The following is a 19,587-nucleotide window of genomic DNA, read 5'->3' on the forward strand; positions in this document are numbered from 1 at the left end:
GGGGGGGTCTCGCTGTTTTGTTTTACTTTTGGTGGCGCTCAACCCCTGGGTGTGCCCCAATAACACCCCCGGTATCCGCCGGGGCCCCGCCCGGGGGGGGCCCCCACGCTGCAGGGTACTGGAACGATTCAGGGACCAGGAAGGACTCGCAGTGAGGATAACTGTCGTCGGAGCCGGCGCGTGGGGATTGCCGGCAGCGGCCGAATTGGCCGCCCGGGGCCATCAGGTCACCCTGATCGACCGCTTCGGCGTATCCAACCCGCTGTCATCCTCGTACGGACCGACCCGCATGTGGCGTATTGCCGACCCGGACCCCGGCCGGGTCCGGCTGTCCAGGCTGGGGCTGGAGGCCATGAAGCGGCTCTCGAGCAGGGCCGGGACACCCGTTTTCCTCCGGAAGGGCCTGCTGTGGCGAGACACGATGTCGCTGCCGCGCCTGCGGTCGACCCTTCTCGCCGAAGAGGTGCCCTTCGAGGAGGTCGACGCGAACGACGTTGGAGAGTTCCTGCCCGGCTTGAGGCCGGACGGCCGGGACGCCGTCTGGCAGCGGGACGCCGGCGTGGTCCTGGCCGACGTGAGCCTGCAGGCGCAGTTTCGGCTGTTTTCCGCGGCCGGCGGCATTTTCCTGCACGGGGTTACGGTCTCGGAGGTTTCGGCAGCTTCGGGAACCGTCAGCGCTTCCCTCTCCGATGGCAGGCGCGTCGATGCGGACGTGTTGGTGATTGCGGCCGGTCCGGGGAGCGGCGCCTTGCTCGCACAGCTTGGGTTGCCCGCGCCGCTTCGGCCGTACCTGGAGCAGGTGGTCCACTTCGGCGACGCGCGACGGCGGGGCGCCACCGACGACTATCCCTGCTTCTTCGACGGCCCCACGGATGAAGCGCCCGGCATCTACGCCATGAGCAGCCCCGGCATAGGCTACAAGGTCGGCCTCGACAGTCCGCTGCGACACTACACCGAGGGGGACGCCGACAGGTCCCCGGAGGAGATGCGCACCGGCATCATCCGCGAACGGGTGCGCCGCGACTTGTTGTCGCTGCACCCTGATGTGCTCGACGCACAGGTCTGCGTGTGGACCGACACCCCCGACGGCAGGTTCGTCGTCGATTCGCCGATCCCCGGCGTCGTCGTTGCCTGTGGGGATGCCGGCGAGGGCTTCAAGTACTCCGCGCTGATGGGCATCATTGTCGCCGACCTGGCCGAGGACAAGCAGCCCGAGGCTGACATCAGCGCCTTTCGGCTGAGCCGCTTCGAGGGCGCGGACAGCGCCGACTGGGGTGTTCCGACCGCGCTGGGCCGCTGACCGGGCGGTCGGAACACCGCGGCACACTCGGTCGATCAGGTCATGCCTCGACCGGCAAGCCTGCTGCTAACCGCGCAGCCGCTCCCCTTTCGGATCGTAGAACGGGCGACGTGAGACCGTGGCCGCGACGAGCCGGCCCCTGCATTCGACCGTGAAACTCCCGGAGAGGTCCGCGTCCGCGGCGACCGAGGCGAGCCCGACGGCGCGTCCCAGCGTGTAGCCGTAGCTGCCGCCGGTCATGCGGCCCACCGGCACGCCGTCGCAGAACATGGTCTCGTCGTGCACGAACAATGGCTCCGGGTCCTCCAGCGCCACGTACACGGTCCGGTACGCGGGCGCCGCCGGGTCCAGCTTCGCCACCGCGTCCCGGCCCACGAAGCCGCCCGGCTTGTCCAGCGCCACGGTGAAGCCGAGTCCCGCCGAGTACGGGTCGTCGGCGGGCCCGATGTCATGCCCGAGATGGCGGAAACCCTTCTCGCTGCGCAACGAGTCGAGGGCGTGGTAGCCGGCCAGCCGTACGCCGAGGTCCTGGCCGGCCTCCCACAACGCGTCGAACACGTTGAGGGCCGTGTCCGCGCCCGGGTACAGCTCGTAGCCGAGTTCGCCGACAAAGCTCACCCGCAGGGCGTAGGCGAAACCGTCCGCAACCTCTACCGTCCGTCCCTCGGTGTAGGCCTGGGCCTCGTCCGACCAGTCCGCGGGCGAAACCCGACGGAGCAGTTCCCGGCTCTTCGGTCCCATAACGCCGATCGTCGCCAGGCCGGCCGTCGCATCGAAGACCGCGGCCGCCTTGCCCTGCGCCAGCCGCCGCAGGTACCCCAGCGTCTTGTCCTGGCTGAAGGCGGGCGTCACCACGAGGAACCGGTCTTCCGCCAGCCTGGTGACGGTGCCGTCCAGCTCGATCCCCCCGGCCTCGTTGAGCATCAAGGTATAGACGGCCTTGCCGACGCGGACGTCGACGTCCGCCGTGCAGGCCTGCTGACAGACCGCCAGCGCGTCCGGACCTGCCACTTCGATCTTCGCGAAGGAGCTCAGGTCGAACAGCACCACCCCTTCCCGTGCGCCACGGTGCTCCTCGCCGACACGGTCGAACCAGTTCTGCCGGCCGTAGCTGTACTCATACTGCGGCGCGGTCCCGGGGTCGCCGTACCAGTTGGCCCGCTCCCAGCCGTTGAGCTCCCCGAAGCAGGCGCCGAGTTCGGCGAGCCGGACGTGCAGCGGCGAGCGCCGCACGTTCCGGGCCGTGGCCGGCTGCAGCTGCGGCCAGTGCATGGCGTAGAGGCGTCCCAGCCCCTCCCGGGTCCGGGCATGGAGGTAGCGCCGGTTGCTCTGGTGCCGCGAGAACCGCTGCACGTCCACCGCGGCCGCATCGAAGCCGGGCGATCCGGAGATCACCCACTCGGCCAGTTCCCGGCCGGCGCCGGGGGCGAAAATGATGCCCTGGGAGTTGAAGCCGGCCGCGACAAAGAGGTTGCGCACCTCGGACGTCTCCCCGAGGACGAAGTTGGAATCGGGGGTGAAGCTTTCCGGGGCGTTGAGGAACCGGTCGTACCGGCTCCGCGCCAGTGCCGGCACCGCCGCCTCGGCCTTGCCGCGGATGGTCGCGAAATGTTCCCAGTCGGGCTCAAACTCCGCGAAACCGCCCCTGCCGATCCCGCTCACCGGCCGCGGCAACCCGTCCGGCTCGAAGGCGCCGACCAGCAGCCGACCCGACTCGTGCCGGATGTAGTAGCTGTTATCCAGGTCCCGGAAGACCGGCAGCTCGGGCACGGCGCCGTCGATCTCCTCGGTCCGCACGTGCACGTGCTCGGCAGCATACAGCGGCACGTGCGCCCCGGCGGTCGCGGCGAGGTCGCGCGTCCACAGCCCGCAGGCGAGGATCACCCGTTCGGCCTCTATGGTCCCCTGATCTGTGATTACGCCCGTCACCCCGCCCCGGCTTTGGCGGAGGCCGGTGACGGACACGTTTTCGCGCAGGCCGGCGCCGAGCCCGTGGGCGAGCTTGGCGAAGGACAGCGCCGCGTAGCCGGGGTTGATGTGCCCGTCGTCCGGCAGATAGAGCGCGCCGAGCACGCCGTCGGTCCGGGCCAGCGGCCACAGCCGGCCCAGCCCGGCCGCATCCAGGATCTCCGCCTCGGTGCCGTTGTGGCGGGCCACGTCGCAGGCGTAGTGCATCTCATCCACCCGGCCGGCGGTCCGCGCCACCATCACCGAGCCGGATGGCTGGAACGAGACGTCGAGCCCGGAGCGTTCTTCGAGCGTGCCGTAGGTCTTGAGGCCGTATCTGGCCAGCTTGGTCATCGCCGTCGTCGTCCTCCCGCCGGTCACCAGGCCTGCCGCGTGCCACGTGGTGCCGCTGCCCAGGACGTTGGCATCAAGCAGAAGGACGTCCGCCTCCCCCGAGGCCGTCAGGTGATACGCGATGCTGGCCCCGATGATTCCCCCGCCCACGACGACGGTGCGCGCCCGGGCGGGCAGCGGCCCGCGGGCCTCTTCGGTGAAGGCGGACGCGCTGATGGTGCGGTCTACGAGCCGGTCCATGGGTTTCCTCGCTTCTGTTGGCGGCAGGTCACGGGCCCGCCGCACGGTCGTCCGGGCCGCGGTGGATGGGGCTCCCGGCCCGCTGTCCTTCGCGTTAATAATGAATTATTGTGAACGGTATCACAGCACATCGAAGGGAAAACATGAGCCCCGTCGCCGCCCCGAGCCCCGCACTGCCCCTCGAGGATCAGCCGCGGCGCAAGCGCATCCTCGAGGCGGCGGAACGCCTGCTGGCGGTCCGCGGATTTGACGGAATCCGCCTGCGGGACATCTCCACGGAAGCCGGGATCTCCATCGGAATGATCCAGCACTACTTCCCCAGCCGGGACGCCGTGGTCCGCGACATGCTGGTCGCCGCGTGTGAGCGCAGGGCGACGGAGTGGCAGCTGCCCGCACTGCGGCAGGAGGACCCGGCCGCGAAGGTCCGGGCGCTCCTCGCCGGCGCGGTCACGGATCCGGAGCACTGCACCGTCTGGCTGGAATCCTGCGCGGCCGCCAGCAGGCACGGGGAGGTGCAACCCGTTGTGCTGCACACCAACACCCTGTGGCGGAAGGCGCTGGCCGAAGCAATTGCCGAAGGCACGGACGCTGGCCGCTTCACCCCCGCGATCCCGGTGGAACAGATCGTGGACACCCTGGTCGCACTCATCGACGGCCTGATCATGGCCGTGGCCACTAAGGACCCCAAAATCACGCCGGACTACACCGAGTCCCTGCTGCTGGCGGCGGCGCGCCTTCAGCTCGGCGCTGACCTCGGCGAGTGAGCGCCCCAGGGACGCCGACAGGTTTTCCGGAGCCGGTCCGAGACGCGGCTCACAAAAAGATCGGTGAAACGCTTGTTTCGGCTGAACACCCGGGCTAAAGTCTACTAAACACAGTGATAAGTGAGATAAATCACTGCGTTAGGGAAGACTAAAGGAGGTGTTCGATGAGCGGCAAAGCGGATAACGAGCAGCCGATCGGCCAGCGCATTCGTGCGGCCCGGGAACTGCGGAGCATCTCGCTGCGCAGCCTGGCTCAGCTGACCGGCGTCAGCTCGGGTTTCCTGAGCCAGCTGGAAAACGCGCACTCGAACGCCAGCGTCGCCACGCTCAAGAAAATCGCGGAAGCCCTCGGAACGACGACGGCGGAGCTGATCGACGGCACCAGGCCCGAGGGCCGGGTACTGCGCAAGGCCGACCGGCCTGTTTTCCATGCCGGCGACGGCCTCAACAAATACCTGCTCACCGGCTCCCCGCAGCGGAATCTGGAGGTCTACACCGGCGAGCTTGACGTGCACGGCGGGACCGGCGAGGAGCTGTACGCCCACGGAAATGCGCAGGAGGTCCTCGTCTGCCTGAAGGGGCGGGTGGAGGTCCGCCTCTCCGGCGAGTCCCATGTCCTGGAAGGCGGGGACAGCGTCGAGTACCTCTCGTCCACGCCGCACGGCCTTCGGAACCTGGCCCACGGTGCGTCCGAGGTCATGTGGATCATCAGCCCTCCAACCATCTGAGGCAGCCGGTCCGGACGATTCGACAGCCGGCGCTTCCGCACTCAGCGTTCCACACGAAAGAGGAGAAATAATGTCAGCAGTTACCACATCCCGCCGCCGGCGGGCCGTGCCGGTCGGAATGGCGGCAGCAGTTGCCCTGCTCGTGTCGGCCTGCGGCGGCGGGGGCAGTGCCGCCTCCGCCGACATCGACCTGGGCACCGGTCCCGCGGAGGCCGGCACGGTCAAGCCCGGCGCCTTGGACGGCCTGAACATGACCTTTGCCTCGTACGGCGGGCTGTACCAGGACGGACAGATGGCGGCGGCAGTGACGCCGTTCGCCGAGGAGTCCGGGGCGAACATCTTGTCCGATGGCCCCATGGAGTACGCAAAAATCCAGGCACAGGTGGAGTCGAACAACGTGACGTGGGACGTCGTCGACACCGATTCGAACTGGGCGGCCGGACAGTGCGGGAAGCTCCTGCAGAAGCTGGACTTCTCGATCATCGACAAGTCCAACGTCCCGGAGGGCCTGACCAGCGACTGCTACGTGCCGGCCATGCAGTACGCCACGGTCATGGTGTACAACACCGAGAAGTTCAGCAACGCACCGCAAAGCTGGGCCGATTTCTTCGACACCGAGAAGTTCCCCGGCAAGCGGGCCGTCCAGGGCGCCGACGTCGGAGGCGGCCTCCTGGAGGGCGCCCTGATCGCCGACGGCGTGGCCGAGGAAGACCTGTACCCGCTCGACGTCGAGCGGGCGCTGAAGAAGGTGGACACCATCAAGGACAGCCTCGTGTATTGGACCACGGGCGCCCAGTCGCAGCAGATGCTTGAGGCCGAGGAAGTGGACATGGCCCTGGTCTGGTCCGGCCGCGCCTACGGAGCCGTGGAAAACGGCGCCCCGTTCGAGCCGGTCTGGGAGACCGGCGTCGTGGTCATGGATGTCCTGGCCGTTCCCACGAACGCGAAGAACCCGAAGGCCTCGATGGCCCTGATCAACTACGCGCTCGGCAAGGAACAGCAGGAGAAGCTCACGGAGGAAACGTCGTATTCCCCGGTCCACGTGGACGCCAAGCCGGCGGTGAATGAAAACGGCAAGAAGTTCCTGATCACCGAGCCGGAGATCGCCGACAAGGTCCTGGTCTCCGACTTCGCATGGTGGGGCGAGAACTACGCCTCGACCCTGGAACGCTGGACGGCCTGGGTCTCCTAATGAGCAATGCAGTCAAAGACCCCGTCCGGCCGGCAGACCCGGCCGGCCGGACGGGGAACGGCGAGGCCGGCGCGGCCCCGGCGGCCGGAAGGCGCCCGCGGCTAAGTCCGCTGTTATTGTTGCTCCCGGCGCTGGCGCTGATGGCCGGCGTGTTCGCCTATCCGCTGGCCGAGGCCATGTGGCGCAGCGTGGCGGACCCCGTGCCCGGCACGCAGAACTACGAGTGGTTTGCCGCCAACGCCGGCAACTGGGCCGTGCTCGGCCGGACCCTGTGGGTCGCGCTGCTGTCCGCGGCCATCTGCCTGGTGCTGGCTTACCCGTATGCGTACTTCATGGTGATTTCGGGCCCGAAAGTGCGCGCCGCGCTGGTGGTCATTGTCCTCATACCGTTCTGGACGTCGCTGATGATCCGCAGCTTCGCGTGGATCATCCTGCTGCAGGACAACGGCCTGATCAACGGCATGCTCGGGTTCCTGGGGCTGGGGCCGTTCGAGCTGATCCGCAACACCACCGGCGTCCTGATCGGCATGGTCCAGGTGCTGCTGCCGTTCATGGTGCTGCCGCTGTATGCGTCGATGCGGAACGTGGACCTGCGGCTGCTGCAGGCCTCCAGCAGCCTGGGCGCCGCTCCCTTCGTCTCCTTCACCCGGATCTTCATACCGCTGGCCATGCCCGGTGTGGTGTCCGGCTCCCTGCTGGTCTTCATCCAGGCGCTCGGCTTCTACATCACCCCGGCGCTGCTCGGCTCGCCGTCCGAGATGCTGATCTCGCAATACATCTACGTGCAGGTCAACGGCCAGCTCCAGTGGGGTCGCGGCAGCGTACTGGGCGTCATCCTGCTTCTTGCCACGCTGCTGCTGCTGGGCCTGTTGGCGCTGCTGCTGCGCAAGAGCAAACGTGCCGCCGGCGATGAAGGAGGACTGCTGTGAAACATTCCGTGCTGACCCGGTCACTGCTGCTGGTCTACGCGGGCCTGGTGGCCGCCATCTTGATCGCGCCGACCTCGATCGTCATCCCGCTCAGTTTTACGGACAAGGCCTCGCTGAGTTTCCCGCCGTCGGGCTGGTCGCTGCGCTGGTACGAGAATTTCTTCACCGACCGGGCGTGGATGTCCGCCCTCGGCAATTCAATACTGATCGCCGTCATCGTTGCCGTCGCGGCGACCGTCATCGGCACCGCGGCGTCGATGGGCCTGCAAAAGTTTGTCCGGCGCCGGGCTGCCAAGACGCTGCAGGCGCTGCTGCTGGCCCCGATCGTGGTGCCGGCGATCATCCTCGCCATCGGCGTCTACGCGATCTTCCTGCGGCTGCAGATGCTGGGCACCCTGACCGGCTTCGTGCTCGCCCACACGGTCCTGGCCGTGCCGTTCGTGGTGGTATCCGTCACGGCGGCCCTCAGCGGTTTCGATCAGCGGCTGGCGACGGCGGCCGCCAGCCTGGGCGCGAACCGGTGGTCCACGTTCCTGAGGGTCATCCTGCCGTCCATCCTGCCCGGCGTCGTTTCGGGCGCGCTCTTCGCCTTCGTGACCTCGTTCGACGAGGTCGTGCTGTCCATCTTCATTAAAAGTCCGTACTTGGAAACGCTGCCCGTCAAGATGTATTCGTCCGTCACCAGGGACACGGACCCGACCATCGCGGCCGCAGCAACCTTGATCATGCTCTTGACGACAATCATCATTGCCGTCGGGCTGCTCAGTATGCGTAGGAGGAAACGTGTCCAGTAAGCTCACCGGGGCCGGCACCCGGATCGACATCCAGAATGTCACCAAGCGCTATGCCAAATCCACCGCCGTCGACGACGTCTCGCTGACCATCGAGCCGGGTGAATTCATCACGCTGCTGGGCCCGTCCGGCAGCGGCAAGACGACCACACTGAACCTCGTGGCCGGCTTCACGGACCTGACCAGCGGCTCGATCGAAATCGACGGCCAGCGCGTGGACAACGTGCCGGCGCACAAGCGCGGGCTCGGCGTCGTTTTCCAGCACTACGCCCTGTTCCCGCACATGAGCGTCGCCGAGAACATCGCGTTTCCGCTGCAGCAGCGCAAGACCCCCAAGTCCGAACAGCAAACGCTGATCGCGGAGGCCTTGAAAACCGTCGGCCTGTCCGGCTATGAGGACCGCTACCCGCGCGAACTCTCCGGCGGCCAACAGCAGCGCGTCGCCTTCGCCCGCGCCATGGTCTTCAACCCCCGGGCGCTGCTCATGGACGAGCCGCTGGGCGCGCTGGACAAGAACCTGCGCGAGAAGCTGCAACTGGAGATCAAGCGGATCCACCAGGAGGTCGGCCGCACCTTCGTCTTCGTCACCCATGACCAGGAAGAAGCCCTGATCCTCAGCGACCGCATCGCCATCTTCAACAACGGCAGGATCGAGCAGGTCGGTACGAGCGCCGAGCTCTACGAGCGCCCCTCCAGCCTGTTCGTGGCCAAGTTCATGGGCGAGTCCACCATCTTCCGTTCCGACGTCGATACGACCGGCCCGGAGTGGTCCATGGACTTCCACGGGGCCAGGCTCCGCGGCCCCGCCGGCCGGAACGTCTCCGGCAAGGGCGCCCTGGTCCTGCGGCCCGAACAGCTGCGCGTCGCCCCGAAGGCAGAGGAAGCCCCCGGCGGCGCCGTCACCGTCCCGGTCAAGGTGGTCCAGAACATCTATCTGGGCTCCGGCCACAAGTACGAACTGCAGCTGCCCGACGGCTCAACCGGCATCGTCCGCACCCCGCTGTCCGAAAGCAACGGCCTGCGGCCCGGGGACGACGCCGTCGTCTACTGGTCCGCCCGGGACGGCGTGTTGCTCGAAGACTCCGACCTCGTCTCCACGACCTAGGAAACCCCACCATGAGCAAAAAACTGATTAACGAGACGGCCTCGACGGTCAACGGCAACGTCTCCTTCTGGTTTGCCGAGGACGGGCTGCCCGCGCCCCGGCCGGCCCTCGCCGGCGACAGGACGGCCGATGTCGCCATCGTCGGCGCCGGCTATACCGGGCTGTGGACGGCTTACTACCTCAAGAAGGCCCGGCCGGAGCTGGATATCGTCGTGCTCGAGAGCCGCTTCGCCGGCTTCGGTGCCTCGGGCCGCAACGGCGGCTGGTTGACCAACAGCATCACCGGCGGCCGCGGCCAGTACGTCAAGGCGCACGGCCGTGCGCTGGTGGGCCGGTTCCAGACGCTGCTGAACGAGACGGTGGACGAGGTCATCGCGGTCGCCGGCGCGGAGGGCATCGACGCAGGTGTCCGCAAGGGCGGCGAGCTGAATGTGGCCCGGAACCAGGCCCAGCTGGAACGGCTCAAGGCCCTGGCCGCAGCCGAGGCCGAGTGGCCCGAGGCCGGCGTCCGCCTGCTGAGCGCGGCGGAAAGCAACGAGCGGGTCCGGATTGCCGGCACGCTCGGTGCCGTCCACCAGCCGCACTGCGCCCGGATCCATCCCTCCAAGCTGGTGCGCGGCCTGGCGGAGAGGGTGGAAGCCTTGGGCGTGCGCATCTACGAGGACACCACCGTCACCGAGATCAGCCCCCGGTTGGCGCGGACGGAGAAGGGTGACGTCCGGGCCGAGTACATTCTGCGGGCGACGGAGGGCTTCACCGCGAACCTGAAGGGCTCGCACCGCGAATGGCTGCCGATGAATTCGTCGATGATCGCCACCGAGCCCCTCGGCGACGACGTCTGGGCGGCGATCGGATGGAATGAGTTCGACACCGTGGGCGACATGGCGCACGCCTACATGTACGCCCAGCGCACGGCCGATAACCGGATTGCGCTCGGCGGGCGCGGCGTGCCCTACCGGTTTGGCTCCAAGACGGACACGGACGGGGCCACCCAGCCCGAGACCATCCAGAACCTGGCCGCGATCCTGCACGACATGTTCCCGGCCACCCGCGGTGCACGGATCGACCATGCCTGGGCCGGCGTGCTGGGCGTCCCGCGCGACTGGAAGGCCACCGTCGGGCTGGACCGGGAGACCGGCATCGGCTGGGCCGGCGGGTATGTCGGCACCGGCGTGACCGCGACAAACCTGGCCGGCCGCACGCTGCGCGATCTGGTGCTGGACACGGAGAGCGAACTGACCACCATGCCGTGGGTGAACCGCCGGGTGCGCACCTGGGAAGTGGAACCCCTGCGCTGGATTGCCGTCCAGGCCATGTACGCGGCGTACTACGCCGCGGACAAGTCGGAAAACTCCGGCCGCACCTCAACCTCCCCGATCGCCAAGGCCGCAGACCTCATCTCCGGCCGCGCCTGAAGTACTCCGCGCCGGTCGGGCGGCGCGAGCATGCCCCGCCCGACCAGCGCGCTCGCCTGATGAAAGGATCAACCATGTCCATTGACACCATTCACCTGCCAGCGGCACCCCACGTCGCGCTGGGAACACCCGAGCCCAAGCCCACGGCGGTCACCAAGGGCCAGCACGAGGCATCGCGGGAGCTCTGGAGCGCGGACAGCCTCAACGTGGGTATCTGGGAGTGCTCCCCCGGTTTGTTCACCGCGGTGCGGGACGGCTACCACGAGGTCTGCCAGATCCTGGCCGGGCGGGTAACCATCACCGCCGAGGGGCAGAATCCGGTGGAAGCGGCCGCCGGCGACACCGTCGTCATGCCCGCCGGTTGGAAGGGCACGTGGGAAGTCCACGACACCGTCCGCAAGACCTACATCACCTTGGACGGGGTCGGCGGCCAGTAGCCGGTCAGCCGCCGAGCCCGCCCTTGGGCAGGGTGAGGTCGTCGTTCTTGGCCAGTTCCTCGACGTTGACGTCCTTGAACGTGATCACGCGGACGGATTTCACGAACCGGGCGGAACGGTAGACGTCCCACACCCATGCGTCCTGCAGGGTCAGGTCGAAGTAGATCTCGCCGTCGGCAGAGCGCGCCTGCAGGTCCACGTGGTTGGCCAGGTAGAAGCGGCGCTCGGTCTCCACGACGTAGCTGAACAGGCCGGCGACATCGCGGTACTCCCGGTAGAGCTGCAGCTCCATGTCGGTCTCGTAGTTCTCAAGGTCTTCGGCGCTCATGTATCCATCCTGCCCCAGATTGCCCCGCGGCGTTTACTCCGCGAGTTCGACGGCGGGCATCAGCGGTTCCTCGGGGGTCAGCCGCCAGCTTCGGCGGTGCAGCTCCGAGGGACCGATGCCCTGCAGGGCGGCGCGGTGCGCGGCGGTGGCGTAGCCCTTGTTGATGTCCCAGGCGTAGTCCGGATAGTCCGCGGCGTAGCCGGTCATCATCGCGTCGCGCTCCACCTTCGCCAGCACGCTGGCCGCGGCCACGCTGAGGCACTGCAGGTCCGCCTTGATCCTGGTCCGGACCGGCGCGTCGCAGCCGGGCTGCGCGACGTCGTCGAAGAGCGACGGCTCCCCCGCCGACAGCCAGTCGTGGTTGCCGTCGAGGATCACGATGTCCGGGCGCGCGGTGGCCAGCACCTGGCCCCAGGCCCGCGCGCCGGCCAGCCGCAGGGCCGCCATCAGGCCCAGCGCATCGATTTCGGCCGCGCTGGCATGCCCCACACCATAGGCCGTCGCCCACTTGTGGATCTTGGGCACCAGGGCCACCCGGTCCGCCGGGCTGAGCAGTTTGCTGTCGCGGACGCCGCGAATTTGCTTGGCCGAGGTCGCGTCGATGGCCACCATCCCTACGCTGACCGGTCCGGCGAGGGCCCCGCGGCCCACTTCGTCCGCGCCGGCTACCAGCCGGTGTCCCGCCTCCGCGAAGGACCGCTCGAAGCGTAGCGTGGGGTTCCTGCCGGTCACGGTGTCCCGTCCTGCCGGGCCAGGGCCGGCTTCCCGCTGCCGGAGGCTTCGGACGGTTCCGGGACGCCGTCGAAGACCTCGGGGTAATTGCCCAGGAAGCCCAGCCGGTCCAGCGGCCAGGCGATGACGCTGGCCTTGCCCTCGACGGACTCGAGGTCCACGAAGCCCCTCGACGCCTCGTCCTGGTGTTCGCGCGAGTCCGCGGAATGGTTCCGGTTATCGCCCATGACCCAGATTTTACCCTCGGGCACCGTCACGTCGAAGGGAATCCGGGTGTTGTCCGAGCCCGGCGCCAGGTAGGGATCCTCGTCCAGCGGCTCCCCATTGACCGAGATGCGGCCATCGGCGTCGCAACAGACCACCTGGTCGCCGCCGAGGCCAATGACGCGCTTGACCAGGTGCTGCTGGGACGCATCCGGCATCAGCCCGACGAAGGTGAGGATCTGCTGGAACCAGTTGCCTTCATCCACCCCGTTCGGCGGCAGCCAGCTGAGCTCGTCCTGGAAAACCACCACGTCGCCGCGGCTGAGCTCAAACGGCTGCGGGACCAGCAGGTTCACGAAGATCCGGTCGTCGACCTCCAGCGTGTCCTCCATGGAGGTGGACGGAATGAAAAAGGCGCGGAAGAGGAAGGTCTTGATCAGGAAAGAAAGGACGACGGCGACCGCGACGATCGTGGCGATTTCCTTTAGCCACGACAACAGGGAGTTCCGCCCGGCGCTCTTGCCGTCGCTCTGGCGTTCGCGCTGGCGTTCGCGCTTCCGCGGCCCGGAGGCATCCGGCTGGTACCCGCCAGTGTCCTTCGGGTCCTGGTCCATACTCACTATCCTCGATTCTCCGCTGGCTGGGCATCCAACTGTATCCGGTCCAGCCCGGACACCCGGTCGAGCGGCCAGATGATGCTCAGCGGGCGGCCAATGACGCGCTCGACGGGGACCATGCCGCCGCCCGGCGCGCCGAGGAGGGCCCGCGAATCGGCCGAGGCCGACCGGTGGTCCCCCATCAGCCACAATCTATCCTTGGGCACCTGGACCGAGAACTCCACCTCGCTGGGCGCGTCGCCGGGAAAGAGGTAATCCTCCTCGATCGGCTCGCCGTTGACCAGCAGCCGCCCGTCCGGGCCGCAGCACTCGACCGAGTCGCCCGGCAGGCCGATCACGCGCTTCACGTAGATGGTGTCGCTGCCGGCGATGCCCAGCCACTGGCCGGCCTGCTGCGCGGCGTCCACGAACGGGGACTGGCCGCTGTTGAAGGGCGCGAACGAGCCCCGCCCGTCGAAGACCACCAGGTCGCCCCGCCGGATCCCGCCGAAGTGGTAGTCGGTGCGGGACACCAGGACACGGTCGCCGGTCTCCAGCAGCGGCTCCATCGAGCCGGACGGGATGTAGTAGACGTCCAGCAGCGTCGCGCGCACGACGGCGCTGAGCACCACGGCGCAGGCGACGACGGCCAACACAAAACGCCAGCCCGGAAGTCCGGGCCGGCGTCTTGGTTGTTCCCCCGAGGCTTCGGGGGAACCAGGGAGGTGCTGCACTGGTTAGGTCAAGAAGTTGCCGGTGGGCAACTTTACTTGGCGGTGCCGAAGTCGCGCTTCTCCTTGATGCGGGCAGCCTTGCCGTGGCGCTTGCGCATGTAGTACAGCTTGGCGCGGCGCACGTCGCCCTTGGTCACGACCTCGATGTGGTCGATGATCGGGGAGTGTACCGGGAAGGTACGCTCCACGCCCACGCCGAAGGAAACCTTACGGACGGTGAAGGTCTCGCGGACACCATGGCCCTGGCGGCCCATGACGAAACCCTGGAAAACCTGGATACGGGCGGTCTTGCCTTCGATGATGTTCACGTGCACCTTGACGGTGTCGCCGGCGCGGAACTCGGGAACGTCGCTGCGCAGCGATGCTGCGTCAACAGAGTCGAGGATATGCATTTCTCACTCCTGGTGAACGCCACAGGTCATTCACTTTGGTCACGGCAGGACGGTCAGGCGGATGCCTGCAACAGTCGCTGCCGAAATTCAAGAACCGGCCATCCGGGAATCGGCGGCCGGAGAGTCCGGCTGTTGGCGACGCTCCCCCTGTGGCAGGAACGCGCCCAGCGGACACAATCCTCTATTTTGCCACACGGCAGGGCCCAGGCTCTAATTCCGCCGCGGCTGAAGCTCCGGGTGCGCCGATTCCGGCAGGACCCGCTCGGGCGTGACGGTGTAGCCGAGTCCGGCCAGCGTGGCGCGGTCCTGCTTGTCCAGGGTCTCCGGGTCCAGGGCCAGGACCAGGTCCGGGCGGCGCTCGGCGGTGCGGCGCAGCTGTTCGTCGCGGCGGTGCCGGGCAATCTTGGCGTGGTTGCCGCTCAGCAGCACGTCCGGGATACCGCGGCCGCGCCACTCGGAGGGTTTGGTGTAGACCGGATACTCCAGCAGCCCGTCCGAGTGGGACTCCTCCACCAGCGAGTCGGGGTTGCCGACGACGCCGGGGACCAGCCGGCCCACGGCCTCGACCATCGCCAGCACGGCCACCTCTCCCCCGTTGAGCACGTAGTCGCCGAGGCTGACCGGGCGGACCCGGAAATGCCCGCCCGCCCAGTCGAGGACGCGCTCGTCGATGCCTTCGTAGCGGCCGCAGGCGAACACCAGGTGGTCCTCGGCGGCCAGCTCGTAGGCGAGGGCCTGGTTGAAGACTTCGCCGGCCGGGGACGGGACGATCAGGACGGGCCGGGCGGCGGCCGGTTCGGGGACCATGTCCGCGACGGGGTCCGGACGCGGCTCTTCGCCGGGGCCCGCGGCAACAAGCGATTCGAGCGCCTGCGCCCAGGGTTCGGGCTTCATGACCATCCCGGCGCCGCCGCCGTACGGGGTGTCATCGACGGTGCGGTGGCGGTCGGTGGTGAAGTCGCGCAGGTCGTGGACCTGCAGCTGCAGCAGCCCGTCCTGGCGCGCCTTGCCGATCAGCGACAGATCCAGCGCGGCCAGGTACTCCGGGAAGATGCTGACGACGTCGATGCGCACCTAGCGCTCCCCCTCGCCGTCGTCGGGGGTCTCCTGCGTATCCGGCGAGTTCAGTTCGAACAGCCCGGCCGGCGGCGTGAGCCGAACATAGCCCGCCTCCACGTTCACTTCCGGCACGATCTCCTCGACGAACGGCACGAGGACTTCCCCGCCGTTCAGGTCCTCCACGATCAACAGGTCCTGGGCGGGCATGGTGTTCAGGCCGGAGACCTTGCCGACCACGTCTTCCCCGATGCGCACGTCGAGGCCGACGAGTTCGTGCTCGTACCAGGCGTCGTCGTCGTCCTCGACGTCCTCGGTGTCGACGAAGAGCCTGGCGCCGCGGAGTTCTTCGGCGCCGTTGCGGTCGGCGACTTCATGGAAACCCAGCAGCAGGATGTCCTTGTTCCAGCGGGCACTGCGCACCGTCAGCGGCCCAAGGCCGGCCGGCTCCACGGTCAGCTCGACGTCGGGGACGAAGCGATCGGCCGGGGCGTCCGTCAGCACCTGGACCGTGACCTCGCCCCGGATGCCGTGCGGCTTGCCGATCCGGGCAACTTGTACCTGCATGCAGACTCCTATGGAAGAAAAACGTCCGGCCCCTGGACCATTATCTGGTACAGGGGCCGGAGGTTATGGAATGGGTGCCCGGCTCGGTGCCGGGCAGGCGCCGATCCGGATCAGCGGCGGCGGTCGGTATCGACCACATCCACGCGGACCTGGTCATCGGCCAAGGCGTTCACCACGGTGCGCAGTGCGCGGGCGGTGCGGCCCTGGCGGCCGATGACGCGGCCCAGATCCTCCGGATGAACACGCACCTCGATGATGTCACCGCGGCGGTTGCTCTTCTGCGTGACCTTGACGTCGTCAGGACTGTCAACGATCCCGCGGACCAGATGATCGAGCGCTTCGGCCAGCATTACTCAGCCTTTTCGGCTTCGTCTGCGGCTGCTTCCTCGGCCGGAGCCTCGGCAGCTTCTTCCTTCTTGGCCTTCGGGGTGATGGCCTCGGGGACGATCACGGAATCCTTCTCGGGAGCCACGAAGGCTTCCTTGGCAGCCTTGGTCTTGAGGGTGCCTTCCTGGCCCTCAATGCCCTTGTGCTTCTGCCAGTCGCCCGTGATCTTGAGCAGAACTTCGGCCTGCTCGGTCGGCTGGGCACCGACGCCGAGCCAGTACTGGGCACGCTCGGAGTTGATCTCGATGAACGAGGGCTCTTCGGTCGGGTGGTACTGCCCGATCTCTTCGATGGCACGGCCGTCGCGCTTGGCGCGGGCATCCATGACAACGACGCGGTAGTGGGCAGAGAACTTCTTACCGAAGCGCTTAAGGCGAATCTTTACGGCCACTGTTGTGGTCACTCCTGGTTCTGAAAATGGGCGAACCCGTATGTCTGCTCCCGTGGGGCGGGCCATGGTTGGGGTTCAAAGGACAAGATACACACGCGGAGAGAGGGGCCGCGCAGATCGAGTACCTGTCTATTGTGCCAGACAGGAACCAATCCGCGCGACTTGACGACGGCGGCGCGTTGCCACCGGTTCGGCGGCAGGCACTTCAGGCCGCCCGACCCGGGAAACGTCAGGCTTCGGCGGTCGTGGACCAGACGTAGAGCTGCTGGCGTTCGGCCTGCTCCGCCTGCGACGCCAGCTGTGCGATCCGGCGCACGTTGTCTTCGGCGATGGCGCCGCTGAAGGGCATGTCCTCTTCGGCGGCCCACCGCGAGGCGACCTCCGGGATCAGGGAGGCACCGTCGTCGTCGGTGTAGGTCAACAGTTCGGCCAGCGACTGGACCATGGCATCCGGGGCCACCATCAGGTAGTCGCTGGAGACGTCGGCCATGTCCAGCGCTTCGCCGCCGGCGGCGCCGACGGCCTTGGCAGCCAGGCCGCCGAGGATTTCGATTTCCAGGTCGGTGACTCCGTTGAGGCGGAGGCTGGGCGCATCCCCGACCTCGGTCATCGGCCCGTCGGCATCCCCGCGGGAGTCGACGCTGGCCTCGAGCTCGGCGGCGCGCCGGACGGCGGCATCGTGGGTGGCGACGAAGATTTCGGTGGTTCCGGACATCTGCAGGTCCTTCCGCGGCTAGACCGAGTGGTACCTCTTCAGCCTAGCCGCACCGGGCGGGATTCCGTCTTAGCCGACGGCGACGCGCAGCTGGTTGCGCCACGGGTCCTCGAAGCGCAGCTCGGCGCCGGTGTGGTGGTGGGCGATGCCGGCGCTGGTGAGGCGTTCGGTCAGGGCGCCGACCTCGTCCTCGGTCGGCACGTGGATCAGCACCTCGCCCAGGCCGAGGGTGTCCTTGCGCGGCCCGGCCCCGCGGCTGTTCCAGACGTTCATGGCCATGTGGTGGTGGTAGCCGCCGGCGGCGACGAACAGAGCCTGGCCGTGCCAGCCGGCGGTGCGTTCGAAGCCGAGGGTCTTCACGTAGAACTCCTCGGCGACGTTGGTGTCGCCGACCTGCAGGTGCACGTGGCCGATTCCGGCGCCGGCCTCGCGCTGGCTGGAGAGCGACTCCTCGGTCAGGTGGCTCTGCAGGTAGGTCTGGGGGTTGAGGGCCAGGCTGTCCATGTGGACCTCCTTGCCGTCGGCGGTCTCGTTCCAAGACCACTGGTCGCGCGGGCGGTCCCAGTAGAGCTCGATGCCGTTGCCCTCCGGGTCGGTGAAGTAGAACGCCTCGCTGACCAGGTGGTCGGCGCTGCCGGCGAACCGGGAGGGGTCGGTCTGCGCCGCGGTGGCCACGGTGGCGGCCAGATCCGACTGGTTCTCGAACAGGAAGGCGGTGTGGAAGAGGCCGGCCTCGCCGCGGGACGGCAGCTGCAGCCCGTTGGCCGGGGCCAAGTGGAGCAGCGGCGTGGTGCCGCGGCCCAGGTAAACCCCGCCGAGTCCCTCGGAGACCGGGTCCAGCCCCAGCGCCTGCTGGTAGTAGTTGGTCATGTTCTTCATGTCGCCGACCTTGAGCATCACGGTGCCCATGCTGAGGTCGGCCGAGAGCAGGTCCTGGGGGTTTACTTGAATGTTCATGCAATTAACAATACTTGAAGCTTCACGTTTATTCCAGTCCGGGCGCCTGCCGGTATATCCGTGGTCAGCGGCGGCGCCGGTAGGCCAGGTAGCTGCCCAGCGCCACGTCTCCGGCGGCCTGCAACACCAGCCCCAGCGCGCCGGCCCGCAGGAACCGGGAGGTTGCGGGCCGGCGTCCGGCGGCGCGGAACAGCAGGGCGGCGCCGGTGGCTGCGGCGGCGGCGCTGCCGGCCAGCAGGGCCGGGCGCGCGACGACGGCGCGCTGCCACGCCGCCAACGGGCCCCTGCCCTCGGCCGGGGTGCTGGCCAGTTCCAGCAGCGCCTTGCCGATGGACTGGACGGGAATCGATTCCATCCCGGGGACCCGGTCGGGCTGCAGCGACCCTTCGGCGAGCCGGGCGGCGATCGGCGGCAGTTGCAGCAGTTGGCCGGCGCGGGCCAGGATTCCGGGCTCGTCCGGGGAGGACATCAGGTCCCGCAGCCCCTCGACGGCGCCCGGTTCCAGGCCGAGCACATCGCTGAGCCGCTGCATGTCGGGGCCTTCCGGGTGCACGATCCGGCCGAGCAGCCGCAGCGCCTCGGCGTCGGCCCGGGACGCCGAAGGGAACGGCTTGGCCGGAGCCTCCCAGGCGTGCCAGAAGCTGGTGTCCGGGTCGCTCCGCGTGCCCGGCAGCCACGCCTCGACGGCGCGGAAACCGTCAAGGTCCATCAGCGCCACGATCGGTTTGGCCGAGGCCGGCCAGTTGTAGAGCCCGGGCGCTGCCTCCCCGTAAACCAACACGATGCGCTGTCCGGGTGCGGCCCCGTCCGACGCGCCCGGCCTGCCCGCATCGGGCTCCAAGACGTGGAGTTCCACGCCGTTGAGGGCTCCGAACATCATCAGGTCCTCGCGCCGGAACCTGCCCACCAGCACGGTGCGCAGCTCGGCCGCGTCCGGCGCTTCGAGCTCCTCGGCCTCGTCCGGTTCCGGCATCTCCTCCACTTCCAGCGCCGCGTCCGGTGCCGGTGCCTCGTATTCGACGCCGTCAATCTCCACGGCCGCCCCCAGGTCGGCGGAAAGCCCGCGGACCAGGGCCGCGACGTCGGGCCCGGGCACTGCCCGGCCGGCCGGATCCAGGACGGCGGCGCGCTGTTCGCCGTTCACGGCCAGCAGCACGGAGACCACGCTGTCGCCGGCCTGCGGGGCGCCGCCGGCGAAGGCACCGAGCAGCGAACGGTCGGTGAGCTGCTGCTGCAGGGCGGCCACGCCCGCTTCGTCCAGCGGCCACGGCCACCACAGCTGTCCTGACGCCGGTTCCCAGGCTGAATCATTCATAACCTCAACGC

At 68.3% G+C, this 19,587-nt stretch carries 22 protein-coding genes; 9 read left to right on the forward strand and 13 right to left on the reverse strand.

Going from position 1 to position 19,587, the window contains the following annotated elements; genetic code table 11:
* Positions 1-151: 151 nt before the first annotated feature.
* Positions 152-1,300, forward strand: coding sequence for an FAD-dependent oxidoreductase (locus AC5RVZ_RS17285; protein WP_494067013.1), 1,149 nt, complete (start codon positions 152-154; stop codon positions 1,298-1,300).
* Between the two features lie 66 nt (positions 1,301-1,366).
* On the opposite strand, the gene AC5RVZ_RS17290 is transcribed toward AC5RVZ_RS17285, so the two are convergent.
* Positions 1,367-3,841, reverse strand: coding sequence for a GcvT family protein (locus tag AC5RVZ_RS17290; RefSeq protein WP_494067014.1), 2,475 nt, complete (start codon positions 3,839-3,841; stop codon positions 1,367-1,369).
* A 143-nt stretch (positions 3,842-3,984) separates the two neighbouring features.
* Here AC5RVZ_RS17290 and AC5RVZ_RS17295 point away from each other — a divergent pair, with 143 nt between their 5' ends.
* The 8 genes from AC5RVZ_RS17295 to AC5RVZ_RS17330 all read left to right on the forward strand — a co-directional run bounded on the left by AC5RVZ_RS17295 (position 3,985) and on the right by AC5RVZ_RS17330 (position 11,202).
* A complete protein-coding gene (locus AC5RVZ_RS17295; RefSeq protein ID WP_494067015.1) occupies positions 3,985-4,605 on the forward strand; it encodes a TetR/AcrR family transcriptional regulator in 621 nt (206 codons plus the stop codon).
* Positions 4,606-4,769: 164 nt separating this feature from the next.
* The gene (locus AC5RVZ_RS17300) at positions 4,770-5,333 is read left to right on the forward strand and encodes a helix-turn-helix domain-containing protein (RefSeq protein ID WP_494067016.1); all 564 of its coding nucleotides are present in this window, start codon (positions 4,770-4,772) and stop codon (positions 5,331-5,333) included.
* Between the two features lie 70 nt (positions 5,334-5,403).
* Entirely contained in the window at positions 5,404-6,525 is a 1,122-nt protein-coding gene (locus AC5RVZ_RS17305) for an ABC transporter substrate-binding protein (RefSeq protein ID WP_494067017.1), read from the forward strand.
* The gene (locus tag AC5RVZ_RS17310) at positions 6,525-7,454 is read left to right on the forward strand and encodes an ABC transporter permease (protein WP_494067018.1); all 930 of its coding nucleotides are present in this window, start codon (positions 6,525-6,527) and stop codon (positions 7,452-7,454) included. The genes AC5RVZ_RS17305 and AC5RVZ_RS17310 overlap by 1 nt, the downstream gene beginning before the upstream one ends.
* The gene (locus tag AC5RVZ_RS17315; protein ID WP_494067019.1) at positions 7,451-8,248 is read left to right on the forward strand and encodes an ABC transporter permease; all 798 of its coding nucleotides are present in this window, start codon (positions 7,451-7,453) and stop codon (positions 8,246-8,248) included. Before AC5RVZ_RS17310 ends, AC5RVZ_RS17315 begins: the two co-directional genes overlap by 4 nt.
* The gene (locus tag AC5RVZ_RS17320) at positions 8,238-9,350 is read left to right on the forward strand and encodes an ABC transporter ATP-binding protein (protein WP_494067020.1); all 1,113 of its coding nucleotides are present in this window, start codon (positions 8,238-8,240) and stop codon (positions 9,348-9,350) included. Before AC5RVZ_RS17315 ends, AC5RVZ_RS17320 begins: the two co-directional genes overlap by 11 nt.
* Positions 9,351-9,361: 11 nt before the next feature.
* Positions 9,362-10,765 carry an NAD(P)/FAD-dependent oxidoreductase gene (locus tag AC5RVZ_RS17325; protein ID WP_494067021.1) on the forward strand — a complete coding sequence of 468 codons (1,404 nt, stop codon included), beginning with the start codon at positions 9,362-9,364 and terminating at the stop codon, positions 10,763-10,765.
* Positions 10,766-10,839: 74 nt separating this feature from the next.
* A complete protein-coding gene (locus AC5RVZ_RS17330) occupies positions 10,840-11,202 on the forward strand; it encodes a cupin domain-containing protein (protein ID WP_494067022.1) in 363 nt (120 codons plus the stop codon).
* A 4-nt stretch (positions 11,203-11,206) separates the two neighbouring features.
* On the opposite strand, the gene AC5RVZ_RS17335 is transcribed toward AC5RVZ_RS17330, so the two are convergent.
* The 12 genes from AC5RVZ_RS17335 to AC5RVZ_RS17390 all read right to left on the reverse strand — a co-directional run bounded on the left by AC5RVZ_RS17335 (position 11,207) and on the right by AC5RVZ_RS17390 (position 19,576).
* On the reverse strand, positions 11,207-11,530 hold the full coding sequence (locus AC5RVZ_RS17335; protein WP_493999960.1) for a DUF2469 domain-containing protein: 324 nt from the start codon (positions 11,528-11,530) through the stop codon (positions 11,207-11,209).
* A gap of 33 nt (positions 11,531-11,563) precedes the next feature.
* A complete protein-coding gene (gene rnhB, locus AC5RVZ_RS17340) occupies positions 11,564-12,262 on the reverse strand; it encodes a ribonuclease HII (protein ID WP_494067023.1) in 699 nt (232 codons plus the stop codon).
* Positions 12,259-13,080, reverse strand: coding sequence for a signal peptidase I (gene lepB / locus AC5RVZ_RS17345; protein ID WP_494067024.1), 822 nt, complete (start codon positions 13,078-13,080; stop codon positions 12,259-12,261). Before lepB (AC5RVZ_RS17345) ends, rnhB begins: the two co-directional genes overlap by 4 nt.
* Positions 13,081-13,085: 5 nt before the next feature.
* Positions 13,086-13,715, reverse strand: a complete 630-nt coding sequence (lepB, locus tag AC5RVZ_RS17350; RefSeq protein WP_494067025.1) for a signal peptidase I — start codon at positions 13,713-13,715, stop codon at positions 13,086-13,088.
* A 113-nt stretch (positions 13,716-13,828) separates the two neighbouring features.
* Positions 13,829-14,188: a 50S ribosomal protein L19 gene (gene rplS / locus AC5RVZ_RS17355; protein ID WP_493941266.1), complete on the reverse strand. Its 360-nt coding sequence runs from the start codon at positions 14,186-14,188 to the stop codon at positions 13,829-13,831.
* Positions 14,189-14,398: 210 nt separating this feature from the next.
* Positions 14,399-15,262 carry a tRNA (guanosine(37)-N1)-methyltransferase TrmD gene (gene trmD / locus AC5RVZ_RS17360; RefSeq protein WP_494067026.1) on the reverse strand — a complete coding sequence of 288 codons (864 nt, stop codon included), beginning with the start codon at positions 15,260-15,262 and terminating at the stop codon, positions 14,399-14,401.
* Positions 15,263-15,811 carry a ribosome maturation factor RimM gene (rimM, locus tag AC5RVZ_RS17365; protein WP_494067027.1) on the reverse strand — a complete coding sequence of 183 codons (549 nt, stop codon included), beginning with the start codon at positions 15,809-15,811 and terminating at the stop codon, positions 15,263-15,265.
* 110 nt (positions 15,812-15,921) lie between these two features.
* Positions 15,922-16,161: an RNA-binding protein gene (locus AC5RVZ_RS17370; protein WP_493977361.1), complete on the reverse strand. Its 240-nt coding sequence runs from the start codon at positions 16,159-16,161 to the stop codon at positions 15,922-15,924.
* The gene (rpsP, locus tag AC5RVZ_RS17375) at positions 16,161-16,589 is read right to left on the reverse strand and encodes a 30S ribosomal protein S16 (RefSeq protein ID WP_494067028.1); all 429 of its coding nucleotides are present in this window, start codon (positions 16,587-16,589) and stop codon (positions 16,161-16,163) included. The genes AC5RVZ_RS17370 and rpsP overlap by 1 nt, the downstream gene beginning before the upstream one ends.
* A 229-nt stretch (positions 16,590-16,818) precedes the next feature.
* Positions 16,819-17,304, reverse strand: a complete 486-nt coding sequence (locus tag AC5RVZ_RS17380) for a hypothetical protein (protein WP_494067029.1) — start codon at positions 17,302-17,304, stop codon at positions 16,819-16,821.
* A gap of 69 nt (positions 17,305-17,373) precedes the next feature.
* A complete protein-coding gene (locus AC5RVZ_RS17385) occupies positions 17,374-18,261 on the reverse strand; it encodes a VOC family protein (RefSeq protein WP_494067030.1) in 888 nt (295 codons plus the stop codon).
* A gap of 64 nt (positions 18,262-18,325) precedes the next feature.
* Positions 18,326-19,576, reverse strand: coding sequence for an eL24 family ribosomal protein (locus AC5RVZ_RS17390; protein WP_494067031.1), 1,251 nt, complete (start codon positions 19,574-19,576; stop codon positions 18,326-18,328).
* Positions 19,577-19,587: the final 11 nt, after the last annotated feature.

This window comes from Arthrobacter sp. Cza30, from assembly GCF_059090765.1.